Genomic DNA, 11649 nt, shown 5'->3' with positions numbered 1-11649 from the left:
ACCGGGACCGCCGTCAGAAGCGGTAGCGCAAACCTGCCGAGATGGAGCGCGGCGCGCCCGGCGCCACGAAGCGCCCCAGTTCCGCCTCGCCGCCCGCGCCGTGCGGACTGGCCAGCTGCCCGCCCGGGAACATGTCCGCAGCCACGGCGCCAAACGTTTCATGGCGGCGGTTGGCCACATTATTCACGCGCGCGAACAGCTCCCAATTCGGCTGCGGCTTGTAGCTGAGGCGCAGCGCCAGCAGCGCATAGCCGCGCGTGCGCAGGTCGGCGCGCTGCGGCGCTTCCCCATCTTCGGTATCGGCGGACAGGCCATCCTCGTTGCCCTGCGTGCCCTGGCTGGACACTGCGCGCACCTCCGCTCCCAGCGTCAGCCCGCCGCCCGCCCTCCAGTCCAGCGCCAGCTTGGCGCTATGCCGGGGCAGGCCCGCGATGCGCGTCCCTGGCATGACTGCCACGTTGCGGGTCCCGGTAAACAGCGAACCCTCGGCCGCGTACACCGCGTCCAGCCAGCTGTAGCTAAAGCGCACGGCGAACGGACCGCGCTCGGCCGCCGCGCTCAGGTCCAGCCCCTGGTGGCGGGTACGGGCGAAGTTCGAGAAATAGCCGTGCTGCGTCAGCCCCGCACTGCGGAACAGGATATCGTCCTGATTGCGGGTGCGGTAGATGGTGGCGGTGATGGAATCGCGGCCCGCCTGCCAGCGCGTGCCCGCCTCCACCGTGCGCGACACCACCTGCTTCAGATAAGGATCGGACTGCAACCCTACAGGCAGCCGGCAAGGCTGATCGGGATCGGCGCAGCCAAGCTCGATCACGGTCGGCACGCGGGTGCTCTGGGCGGCGTTGGCAAACACCGTCCAGCCCGGAGCGACTTCATGCGAGATGCCGAGCGCGGGATTGAGCTTTCGGTAGCTGAACGCCTCGCGCGGCTGCGGCACGCCATCGTTGCTGATGGTGCTGGCCACCCGCGCATGGCCGTAGCGGGCGGACCCGGTGAGCCAGGTGCCGGCAGCGACGCTCCAGGTGCCGCTGAAGTAGGCGCTGCTGTTGCGTGCCCTGCCATCGACCGAAGCGTCCAGCTCCCGCTCTTCGTCGCCGGCGGCCACGCCGCGCAGCGCGTCGAAACCGGCTTCCTGTTCGTACTGCGCAAAACCCACTTTGCTGCGGTCGTGCGCCAGCCCTGCCAGCAGTTGCAGGCCGGGCAGCTGCGCCGACCATTGCATGCTGAAGCCCTGGCTGCGCTGGCGCGTGCTGGTGGTGTTCAGGGAAGCGCTATGCAGCGCCGCGCCCTGCTCGCGCGTGTAAGGACACTCATCCGGCTCGCGTGGCTGGCCATTGGCGAGGAAGCCTTCGTCGCACGCTTCCACGTAATCGGCATAGCCGTCATCGATGTCGCCGTTCACGGTGTCGCGGCGGCTGTTGCGCACATAGGCTGCCGCGGTCAGCTGCATGTCCGGCGCCAGGCGCCGGGTTACGCTCAGTTGCGCCTGCCGCAGCCGGTTACGCGTTTCGTCAGGCCAGGTGTAGACGGCGCGGCGGTCGTCTTCATACAGGCCGTCGGGCAGCAAACCGTTACCGACCAGGCGGCTTTCTCCGCCCAGCATGGTGAGCTGCCATTCCGTATTGCGCTCCACCTTGCCCAGCTTGACAAACAGATTGGCGAGCCGGCCGTCGGAATGCGCGCGCCAGCCGTCATCGCCGAACAAGGTCGCGGCGGTAAACAGCTGCCAGCCATCGCGTGCGGCGCCATAAGCCAGGTCGGCGCGCCGCTGGCCATGGTTTCCGCCGCTGACGGAGCCGGCGAACCCAGGGTCGCTGGCGCCGGAACGCGTGTTCAGCGCGAGCGCGCCGCCCAGCGTGTTCAGGCCGTACAGCGGATTGGAGCCCGGCGCCAGTAGCACGCTGCCGATCGCCGCCTCCGGCAGCATGTCCCAGTTGACCACGTCGCCGAAGGGCTCGTTCACCCGCACACCGTCCAGGTAAACCGAGATGCCCTGGCCGGTGCCCAGCACCGGCGAAGCGCGGAAGCCGCGGTAAGTCAGGTCGTTCTGGAACGGGCTGCCTGAGATTTCATTGACGTTCACGCCGGCGAAGCTGCGCGCCAGCAGCTCGCTCAGATTGGCGCCGTCGGCGCGTGCCAGTGCCGCGTCGGACGCGGTCTGCACAGCGTACGGCAGCGTTTTGCGGTCCACTCCCAGCCCCGGCAGCGGGGCCATGCCCACGATCTCCACGCTGGCCATCGGCGAAGCGCGTGCGCCGCCGGCCATGCCCGCGCCGCATGCCAGCGCCATGGCAGCCAGCGCCAGCTGGGTGCGGCGGATACCCACAGCGTTCATGGCTGCACCATGCGTACGCCATGCTTGGCGAAGATGGCTTGCAATTCGCCGCTGGCGCGCATCTCATTTACGGCCGCCTGCAGCAGGCGCGCCACGTCCTGGTCATCCTTGCGCACCGCCATGCCGACGGCCCAGCCGTTGCGCGGCAGGCGCTGGAATACCGCCTGCTCCAGCGGGAACGCGGGATCGCCCTGGAATGCCGCTTCGATTTCAGAGCGATTGGCCAGCACCGCGTCCAGCCGGCCCGCCTTCAGCTCGTCCATCGCGGCGGCAGCGGTGGGGAAAATACGCACGTTATCCCGGAAGCGGCCATTGCCCTCGCCCAGCAGCACCATGGCCGCGATCGATACCTTTTCCACTCCCACCCGCTTGCCCGCCAGCGCCTCGATGCTGTCGAACGCCGGCATCGACTGGGCGCTGCGCACCAGGCGCACCGCCTCCACGTGGTAAGGCGCGAAGATCTCCACCTTGTCGTTCTCCGCCATCAGGCGGCTGTCGACCGGGACGTGCAGCAGCACGTCGGCCGGGCCATAGCCGAGGTAGTGCCCCTTCCACACCATGTTGCGCAGGTCGTCGCCGAGGTTCTCGCCCGCCGGGAAAGGCAGCAGCGTGAGCCTGAGCTTGAGTTTCTTTGCCAGCGCTTCTGCCAGGTCGATATCGATGCCGCCCCCATGGTCGGAGAACGGCGCAAACTCGTTATAGACCGCCACCTTCAGCGCCCCCGTTTGCTGCAGCTTGTTCCAGTCGGCCTGCGCAGGCAGGATGGTGCCGGCCAGCGCCAGCGCGGCAGCGGCCTTGCGGTAAAAATAAGAATGGCGCATGGTGTCCTCCCCGCGTCAGTTGGTTTCGCGGCGGGTTTCCAGATAGGTCTTGATGGCCCACATGGCTTCCTGATTGAAGATGCCTTCAAACGGCGGCATGTACACCGCGCCATTGCGTACCTTGCCGGCGCGGATGGAGCTCAGGAAGTAGGCATCGACGTCCTTGTAGCAGGCGGCCTTCTTGGCTGCGTTCTTGACATTGGCGCAGTCGCGGTCCATCAGCCGCAGGTCTGGCGCGATACCGCCCGACACGGCTTCCAGGCCGTGGCAGCGCGCGCAGTTCTGGTTATAGGCCGAAGAGCCTATCTTCAGCGCCAGCTTATTGCCCTTGTAGGGATTCTCGTCACGCCATTTGTCGCCCAACGGCGTCAGGCCGGTGGTGTCCACCGCCTGTGGCGTGACTGCGCCGTGCGCCTGGGCGCCGAAGGAAGTGACGAGGGCTGCCGCCGCGATGCAAATACTGAGTGCGCGTTTCATGATGCTGTCTCCTATAGTTGTGAATAGCTGCTGATTCACTAGGAGCAATTGGCGTGCCACACGGCTTTCCCGTGCGCGCGCCCGGCGCGGTGTCCCAGATTGGAACAGGTGTCACATCACGTGCAACACCTGTTCAGCCGAAGCACCGTCTCAACGCGCGGAAATGGTACAGGTACTGTGCCGCTCACCGGCGTCGAAGCGGATAGCCACCGGCAGAAAGCGGCCGATCACGTCCGCATTGGTAAGCGCATGCTGCGACACGCGGTCCAGCGTGAAGCTGCCGCCGCCCGCCAGCGCCATCGGCAGCAGCAGCTGATCCGCCAGGTGCTCGCCCACGGCGGCGCCGGACGCGAGATAGCGGCGCACGTCGCCCAGCGCAAGCCTGGCCACCTCCTCGGCGCGCACGGACTTCTCTCCAAAGGCTGCGAACACCTCGGTCACCTGCTCGGAGTCCAAGGTGATGAGCAGGACATTGCCCGGTCCCTCCTCCTCAGCCAGCCGCCGCTCATGCAGCTGGGACCCGGACCAGCCCATGCCGGCGGCCACGCATTCCAGTTCGCGCTGCGCAACGCGCGAGGGCACACCCGCCACCAGGCTTTCCGCGTAAGAATTGCGCCGTGCGCCCGGCGACATCAGCGCGATGCGCCGCAGCTGCGCGCAAGGCTGCACGCGCGCGACGATTTCGCCTCCGCCGGCTGGATAAAAGCCATGGCGCCTCAGCTCTATCGCGATGTCCGCTCCCATGCGGGCCATCACGCGGCCATAGCTGCGCTCAAGGAAATGCGCCGGAGGCGCCTTGGGGTTGTGCGTGCCGCCGCTGACCGTCACCGTGGACGGCGCGTCGGCAAACAGCAGCGCCGGCAGCAGCGTTTGCAGCACCAGCGTGCAGCTGCCGGCGCTGCCGATGGCGAAGCTGTAGCTGCCGCCACGGATCTTGCCCGGCCTGAATTCCAGCTCACGCGCGCCCACCGCCGCCTGCGGCACATCAGCCCCGCACACTGAGGCCGCCGCCTGCACCGCAACCAGGTGCTGCCGCATCAGGCCAGGCTTGGCGCGGTTGGCGCGGATGTTAGCGATGCGAAAGGGCTGCCCGGTAATCATCGACAGCGTCAGCGCGCTGCGCAGCACCTGGCCGCCGCCCTCGCCTTGCGAGCCGTCCAGTTCGATCAGATCTGCCGACATCGTCATCCTTTCACGCAGACGACCTGCTTCAGCGTGTGCACCACTTCCACCAGATCGCGCTGGGCGTGCATCACTGCGTCGATGTCCTTGTAGGCCATCGGGATCTCGTCGATCACGTTGGCGTCCTTGCGGCACTCCACGCCCTGCGTGGCGCGCGCCTGGTCCTCCAGCGTGTAGCGGCGCTTGGCTTCGTTACGGCTCATGGTGCGGCCAGCGCCGTGACTGCAGCTATTGAAGCTTTCCGCGTTGCCCTTGCCGCGCACGATGAAGCTCTTGGCGCCCATCGAGCCCGGGATGATGCCCAGCTCACCCGCGCGCGCCGACACCGCGCCCTTGCGCGTGACCAGAACGTCCTGGCCGAAGTGGCGCTCCTTCTGCACGTAATTGTGGTGGCAGTTCACCGCCTCGACGTGCGTCTCGAACGGCTTGGTGATCACCTTGCGCACGGCCGCGATCAGGTTCCGCATCATCACCTCACGGTTCATGCGCGCGAACTTCTGCGCCCAGCCCACCGCCTGCACGTAATCGTCGTAGTGCTGCGTGCCCTCGTTCAGGTAAGCCAGGTCCTTGTCCGGCAGGTTGGCGATGTGGGTACGCATGTCCCGCTGCGCCAGTTCGATGAAGTGGGTGCCAATGGCATTGCCCACGCCGCGCGAACCCGAGTGCAGCATGAACCACACCGCGCCCTGCTCGTCCAGGCACACTTCCACGAAGTGGTTGCCGCCGCCCAGCGTGCCGAGATGGCGGTAGTTGTTGGTGTTCTTCAGCTTCGGCGTCTTCTGGCAAACAACGTCGAACTCGTCCTTGAGCTGCGCCCAGGCTGTGTCCACGGCCGATGGCGGCGTGTGCCAGGACCCCTCATCGCGGCCCTTGTAGCCGCGCGTCTTCGGCGTCATGCCGTGCGGGATGGCCTTCTCGATCGCGCTGCGCAACGGTCCCAGGTTATCGGGCAGGTCGCGTGCGTTCAGCGTGGTCTTGGCAGCCATCATGCCGCAGCCGATGTCCACGCCCACCGCTGCCGGAATAATCGCGCCCAGCGTCGGAATCACGCTGCCGATGGTCGAGCCTTTCCCCAGGTGCACGTCCGGCATCACTGCGATGTGCTTGTAAATGAAGGGCATCTTGGCCGTGTTGGCCAGCTGTGCTTTGGCCTGCTCTTCCACAGGCACGCCGCCGGTCCACATCTTGACCGGGCTGCCGCCCTGATTATCCAGCAATTCGTAGGTTTCGTTTTTCATGATCATTCCATTTAATCCGGTTTATACATCGCCGACAAGAGCCGCGAAAACGCCGTGCCAGACAAGCTTGGCTTGTGCGGCAGGCAGGGCGCCCGCCGCCGGGTGCAGCTGCCAGCAGGCCGCCGTATTGCGCGACGCGGAACCGATGCTCACGCCCACGCCTTTCTTGCCTTTGCCCACGCTGCCTGCGCTGATCAGCCAGCCACCATTGGTCTTCATCATTTCGCTCTCCTCTCGGTGTATGTGCCGGTTATTGCAATCACCGTGCCATATCGGGAAAGAAAGCTAACTGCTTGATAAATATAACTATATGCATAGTCACCCGATTCGTCATTTCATGATAAATTATCCAAACAGATAAGTATTTATCCTAAAATGAAAAAGAAAACAGTCATCCTGGGCTTCGTCGGCACCACGCTGGACAGCGGCAACGGCAGTGCGCGGTGGGAAAAGTGGCGGCCCACAGTGGCCATGGCGCAGCACGAAGACCTGGTGGTCGAGCGCTTCGCGCTGCTCTACAACGGCAACTACGGCCCGGTTGTCCAGCAAGTGGCGCAGGACATCGCGGCGATATCGCCGGAGACCACGGTCACCCAGCACAAGCTGCACATCCGCGATCCGTGGGACTTCGGCGACGTCTATGGCGCGCTGTATGACTTCGCGCGCAGCTATCCGTTCGACCCGGACAAGGAAGAATATTGGATCCATATCACCACCGGCACGCACGTGGTGCAGATTTGCCTGTTCCTGATGACCGAGGCGCGCTACTTTCCCGGCTGCCTGCTGCAAACCTCGCCGCCGCGCCGCCACGCGCCCAACTCGCCGGGCAGCTACACGCTGATCGACCTCGACCTGTCGCGCTACGACCAGATCGCGCAGCGCTTCGCCACCGCGCAGCAGGAAGGCGTGGCTTTCCTCAAGTCCGGCATCGCCACCCGCAATCCGCAGTTCAACCTGATGATCGACGAGATCGAGCATGTAGCGGTACGCTCGCGCGCGCCGATGCTGCTGATGGGCCCCACGGGTGCCGGTAAGTCCTTCCTGGCGCGGCGCGTGTTCGAGCTAAAAAAAGCACGCCACCAGCTGAAGGGGGCGTTCGTCGAAATCAACTGCGCCACGCTGCATGGCGACGGCGCCGGGTCCACGCTGTTCGGCCACATCAAGGGCGCCTTCACCGGCGCTGCCTCCGACCGTCCGGGCCTGCTGCGCACAGCGCACAAGGGCTTGCTGTTCCTCGATGAAATCGGCGAGTTGGGCCTCGACGAACAGGCCATGCTGCTGAAGGCAGTAGAGGAAAAACGCTTCCTGCCCATGGGCGGCGACCATGAAGTGCAAAGCGACTTCCAGCTCATCGCCGGCACCAACCGCGACCTGGCCGTCGAGGTGGCGGCGGGGCGCTTCAGGGAAGACCTGTACGCCCGCATCAATCTGTGGACGTACTCGCTGCCCGGCCTGTCGGACCGGCCGGAAGACATCGAACCCAACCTGGACTACCTGCTGCAGCAGTACAGCGCCGAGCATGGCGATGCCGTGCGCTTCAACAAGGAAGCGCGGGAACACTTCATGGCATTCGCCGCTTCGCCGGATGCGCGCTGGAGCGGCAACTTCCGCGACCTGTCCGCCGCCGTGACGCGCATGGCCACGCTGGCGGAGGCCGGGCGCATCACCAAAGCGGTAGCCAGCGCGGAGATAGTCCGCCTGCAGCGCCAGTGGCGCACGCTGGCGCCAGGCCTCGGCGCCAGCGCCGCGAACGGTCCGCGCATCGCACTGGAAGACGCGATCGGCGAAGACGCTGCGGCCCAGATCGATCTCTTCGACCGCGTACAGCTGGAGGCGGTGCTGGCCGTATGCCGCCAGTCGAAAACCATGTCCGACGCCGGGCGCAAGCTGTTCGCCGTGTCGCGCGCGGAAAAGGCCAAGCCGAACGACGCCGACCGGCTGCGCAAATACCTGGCCCGCTTCGGCCTGGACTGGGAGCAGGTGGCATAAGGCAGGCGGCATAGGCTGCGCGCCCGGCGCCGGCTTGCTGGTAAAGTAGGGCCAACCCGGAGGATGGAATGAACAAGGAACTTGAACTTAAAAAGTCCAAGCGCACCGCCCTGCTGTTCCTGGCCGCTGCGGCATTGGTCTTCATGGTGACCGCCTTCCTGCCGCGCAGCTTCGCGGTGGACTGCATCAAGGCAGTGTCGGAGGCGGCCATGGTGGGCGCGCTGGCCGACTGGTTTGCCGTGGCCGCACTGTTCCGCAAGGTGCCGATACCGCTCATCTCCGCGCACACCAACATCATCCCCAACAACAAGGACCGCATCGCCGACAACCTTGCGCGCTTCGTGCAGGAGAAGTTCCTCGACCCCGAGTCGCTGGTGGGCCTGATCCGCAAACATGATCCGATCGCGAAACTGGGCACCTGGCTGGCCGAACCGGCCAATGACCGCATCCTGGGCGGCTACGTGGTGCGTCTGGCGGCGGGCATGCTGGATATGGCGGAAGACGCGCGCATACAGCGATTCCTGAAGGATGCCTTCCACGCCATGCTGGGCAAGCTCGATCTGTCGCGCTCACTGGCCACGGTGCTCGACGCGCTGACCAGGGACGGCCGCCATCAGGAGGTGCTGGACGATGTGATCGACGCGGCTCTGCTGCACCTGCGCGCTCCGGAGAACCAGGAGCTGATCGCCAGCAGCATCATCCAGTGGCTCAAGCGCGAGCACGCGGCGATGGAGAAGCTGCTGCCAACGGCGTGGCTAGGCGAGAAAGGGGCGGACTGGGTGACCGAAGCGCTCAACACGCTGCTGCTGGAAGTGGCGGAAGACCGCTCGCACAAGCTGCGCCGGCGGCTGGACCGCATGATCGCCGACTTCATCGTGCGGCTGCGCGATGATCCATCCTTCCATGAGCGCGCCGAGGAAATCAAGCGCTACATCCGCGACGGCGAAGCGGTGAACGCCTACCTGGCGGAGATCTGGAACGGCTTGCGCAGCTGGATGCGGCAAGACCTGGCGGCGGAGGAATCGGAGCTGCACCGGCGCGTGGCAGCGATGAGCAAGTGGCTGGGAGAGGAGCTGGCCCGCAATGAGGATTTGCGCGAGTCGCTCAGCCGGCACATGGAGGACGCGGCGCGCGCAATGGCGCCGGACTTCGCCGACTTCCTCACCCGCCACATCAGCGACACGGTGAAGAAGTGGGATACGGAAGACATGTCGCGCCAGATCGAACTGAACATCGGCAAGGACTTGCAGTACATCCGCATCAACGGGACGATCGTTGGCGGATGTATCGGGCTGCTGCTATTTCTGTCCTCGCACCTGATCGGCCTGGTGCGCATGCAATGAAGTATTAATAGGCTGTCAGCGCCTTGCCGAACTTGATCAGCCACAAACGGCTTGGACGCTCACGGTCGTCGCCTCGCGCCACGCGGATGCTGTTGGCGGCGTTGCAGCCCAGGGTGCTGCTGGTGACGATCGCGCCGTTCGCATCCACATTGCATTTGGTGACGTCGGCGTCGGCCACCGCTGCACCGTCTGGCGTATAGACCTTGGTCTTCAGGCCAAAGTCGTTGTCGTTGGCCAGGGCCAGCGTGTTGCCATCGACGATGGTCAGACCTTCGGCCTTCTCAGCCAGCCAGCCGATGGCGTTCAGGTCCAGCAGCACGGTCTTCTTCAGCGCCACCACCTTGGACCAGTCCGCCCCGTTGACCGCCACGCCGCCCATCGAGCTTTTCTCCAGGTCGGACGTGGTGGCGTTGAAAGCGGCCGCGTTGATGTCGGTCGCGCCGGCGATCTCCACCAGCATCAGCTTGTTGAACACTTTGCCGCCAGGTGCTGCGCCCTGCTCGATCACGATGAACTTGCCGTTGCCCAGCGCGACCACGTCGCCCAGCTTGGCGTTGCCGGTGCGGCCGTCCTGGTAGTCGGCGCCGTTCAGCGGATAAGCGTACATCTTCGAAGTGCTGCCGCTTACCGGATCGAACTCCACCCAGCGCGTGAAGCGCGCAAAGCGTTCAACCTGCTCGCTCTTGCCGGTCACCGAGTAGGGCGCGCTGCCGTCGGTGAGTGGGCTTTGCAGGAAGGTGTGCAGCTTGTCGGTGGTGGTGTCCAGCGCCATGCCTTCGATGCCGCGGTTGGCGCGGCGCTTGGCGAAGATGGCCGGCAGGCCGCTGCCGGCAGCGTACTTGTTCTGGATGATGCCAGTGGCCGGGTCGATCTTCACAACGAACGGGCCGTATTCGTCCGCCGCCCACAGCGCATTGCGTTTCTTGTCCAGCACCAGCGCTTCGCTGTCCAGGCCATTTACGTTGAAGGAAGCCTTGCTGTTGGCGTCAAACTTCATCGCATCCATGACTGGAATTTCAGCCGAGTTGCCCAACGTGCCAGCCGGCAGCGGCAGGCCGGTGGTGTTCGCCGTGGCCGATGCCTTGATCGGCAGCACGGACGTCAGCACTGCGCCGTTCTTACCGACAGTGACGATGCCGATCGACGGCGTGAAGCTCGGCGACGGGAAAATTTTTGCGCCCATGACGCCGGCGCCGGTCAGCGCCGGCACGTTCGGGCCGTCGCCGTTAGGGCCACGGTCGGTCAAACCGTAGAACTCCAGGTCGCCGTTGGCGTTGGTGCCCTTGAAGGCCAGCGAGGAGCCAAACGACGGCAGGAAGCCGAGCGGGAACTCCTCTTTCACCTTGGCGTTGCTGCCCTCGTAGGGGATGTAATACCTGGCGTCCGCCTGGATCTGGTAGCGGGTGACGGTCACGCTCACGCCGCCCTGCGTAAAGGCCTGGTTGACGGGGGTACCGAGCTTCGATGCCATCGTGTCCTCAAAGTGTTCGCGCACCAGGGCGCGGCGGTCATCGTCGACGCTGCGTGCCGCGTATTTTACGCCGGCGGCGGTGAGGTTAGCGCTCATTGCGGTATTGAAGGCGGCTGCCGCCAAGGTAAAGTCGGCGCTCTTGGCGGCCAGCGCGGTTTTGACATCACTGGTGATCTTGATGCCGTTCTGCGGGTCGCTGTCTTCATCGAGCAACTGCAGGGCCAGCAGGCGGTTGACCACTTTCAGATCGCCCACGTCGGTGGCGCCGGCCAGCTGCAGCGGCGTGATGGTGGCGGCGCAGGGTGCGCTGCCCAGCGCGATGCCGCCGATGCTGAAGCTCACGGTGTCGCCCGTGGTGCAGGTGAATTCGCCCTTGGGGCCGGTGCTGGCTTTGGCGGCGGTGCCGGCCACATAGTCCAGGCCTTCGACGGCGCCGTCCAGGAACAGGCCGCTGATCTGCGGCTTCACCGGCGCGACGACGGCTGGAGCATCATCGCTGCTGCCGCAAGCGCTGAGCGCAACGGCAACGGCCAGGGACAACAGGGAGAGTTGGGGGAGCTTCATGCTGCGGACCTCTTCTGATTGAAAAGGCGCAGTCTACTGAGCTGTTATGACAACGTTATGACACCCAAAAAGCAAAATCCCCCATCTGCACTGAACGCGATCTCGAGCGCGTTCAGGCTGATGGGGGATTTTATATAACTAGCCTGACGATAACCTACTTTCACACTGGTTGCAGCACTATCATCGGCGCAAAATCGTTTCACGGTCCTGTTCGGGATGGGAAGGGGTG

The 11649-nt window shown here is 65.1% G+C and carries 10 protein-coding genes; 2 read left to right on the top strand and 8 right to left on the bottom strand.

All coding sequences use genetic code 11. The annotated features are described in order from the left end of the window. Positions 1–13: 13 nt before the first annotated feature. From ASD15_RS16850 to ASD15_RS16825, 6 genes are all read right to left on the bottom strand, one after another. The gene (locus ASD15_RS16850) at positions 14–2335 is read right to left on the bottom strand and encodes a TonB-dependent receptor (RefSeq protein WP_057156158.1); all 2322 of its coding nucleotides are present in this window, start codon (positions 2333–2335) and stop codon (positions 14–16) included. Further along, the gene (locus ASD15_RS16845) at positions 2332–3156 is read right to left on the bottom strand and encodes an ABC transporter substrate-binding protein (RefSeq protein WP_057156157.1); all 825 of its coding nucleotides are present in this window, start codon (positions 3154–3156) and stop codon (positions 2332–2334) included. Before ASD15_RS16845 ends, ASD15_RS16850 begins: the two co-directional genes overlap by 4 nt. A gap of 15 nt (positions 3157–3171) precedes the next feature. Continuing rightward, the gene (pedF, locus tag ASD15_RS16840; RefSeq protein ID WP_057156156.1) at positions 3172–3633 is read right to left on the bottom strand and encodes a cytochrome c-550 PedF; all 462 of its coding nucleotides are present in this window, start codon (positions 3631–3633) and stop codon (positions 3172–3174) included. Positions 3634–3783: 150 nt separating this feature from the next. Continuing rightward, the gene (gene rtcA / locus ASD15_RS16835) at positions 3784–4821 is read right to left on the bottom strand and encodes an RNA 3'-terminal phosphate cyclase (protein ID WP_200953980.1); all 1038 of its coding nucleotides are present in this window, start codon (positions 4819–4821) and stop codon (positions 3784–3786) included. Beyond that, on the bottom strand, positions 4818–6053 hold the full coding sequence (locus tag ASD15_RS16830; RefSeq protein ID WP_057156167.1) for an RtcB family protein: 1236 nt from the start codon (positions 6051–6053) through the stop codon (positions 4818–4820). Before ASD15_RS16830 ends, rtcA begins: the two co-directional genes overlap by 4 nt. A 21-nt stretch (positions 6054–6074) precedes the next feature. Next, on the bottom strand, positions 6075–6275 hold the full coding sequence (locus tag ASD15_RS16825) for a hypothetical protein (RefSeq protein ID WP_057156154.1): 201 nt from the start codon (positions 6273–6275) through the stop codon (positions 6075–6077). A 153-nt stretch (positions 6276–6428) separates the two neighbouring features. Here ASD15_RS16825 and rtcR point away from each other — a divergent pair, with 153 nt between their 5' ends. Continuing rightward, positions 6429–8042: an RNA repair transcriptional activator RtcR gene (gene rtcR / locus ASD15_RS16820; protein ID WP_057156153.1), complete on the top strand. Its 1614-nt coding sequence runs from the start codon at positions 6429–6431 to the stop codon at positions 8040–8042. A gap of 68 nt (positions 8043–8110) precedes the next feature. Continuing rightward, a complete protein-coding gene (locus ASD15_RS16815; RefSeq protein ID WP_057156152.1) occupies positions 8111–9385 on the top strand; it encodes a DUF445 domain-containing protein in 1275 nt (424 codons plus the stop codon). Between the two features lie 4 nt (positions 9386–9389). Here ASD15_RS16815 and ASD15_RS16810 read toward each other — a convergent pair whose 3' ends face one another. Both ASD15_RS16810 and ASD15_RS33225 read right to left on the bottom strand, forming a co-directional pair. After that, complete coding sequence (locus tag ASD15_RS16810) at positions 9390–11420, bottom strand: esterase-like activity of phytase family protein (RefSeq protein ID WP_057156151.1); 2031 nt, start codon at positions 11418–11420, stop codon at positions 9390–9392. A gap of 44 nt (positions 11421–11464) precedes the next feature. Further along, a partial coding sequence (locus tag ASD15_RS33225) for a hypothetical protein (protein ID WP_229418231.1) occupies positions 11465–11649 on the bottom strand: 185 nt, incomplete at its 5' end.

This window comes from Massilia sp. Root351 (assembly GCF_001425045.1).
In the GTDB taxonomy this organism is placed as follows: Bacteria; Pseudomonadota; Gammaproteobacteria; order Burkholderiales; family Burkholderiaceae_D; genus Rugamonas.
The sequence above is the reverse complement of the archived record's forward strand: the minus strand, read 5'-3'. Positions and strand labels throughout refer to the sequence as shown.

Bases quoted from the DNA above. Each gene is read 5' to 3' on its own strand.
- rtcR (WP_057156153.1), top strand. From the start codon at position 6,429: ATGAAAAAGAAAACAGTCATCCTGGGCTTCGTCGGCACCACGCTGGAC.
- ASD15_RS16825 (WP_057156154.1), bottom strand. From the start codon at position 6,275: ATGATGAAGACCAATGGTGGCTGGCTGATCAGCGCAGGCAGCGTGGGC.
- ASD15_RS16845 (WP_057156157.1), bottom strand. From the start codon at position 3,156: ATGCGCCATTCTTATTTTTACCGCAAGGCCGCTGCCGCGCTGGCGCTG.
- pedF (WP_057156156.1), bottom strand. From the start codon at position 3,633: ATGAAACGCGCACTCAGTATTTGCATCGCGGCGGCAGCCCTCGTCACT.
- rtcA (WP_200953980.1), bottom strand. From the start codon at position 4,821: ATGACGATGTCGGCAGATCTGATCGAACTGGACGGCTCGCAAGGCGAG.
- ASD15_RS16815 (WP_057156152.1), top strand. From the start codon at position 8,111: ATGAACAAGGAACTTGAACTTAAAAAGTCCAAGCGCACCGCCCTGCTG.
- ASD15_RS16810 (WP_057156151.1), bottom strand. From the start codon at position 11,420: ATGAAGCTCCCCCAACTCTCCCTGTTGTCCCTGGCCGTTGCCGTTGCG.
- ASD15_RS16850 (WP_057156158.1), bottom strand. From the start codon at position 2,335: ATGAACGCTGTGGGTATCCGCCGCACCCAGCTGGCGCTGGCTGCCATG.
- ASD15_RS16830 (WP_057156167.1), bottom strand. From the start codon at position 6,053: ATGAAAAACGAAACCTACGAATTGCTGGATAATCAGGGCGGCAGCCCG.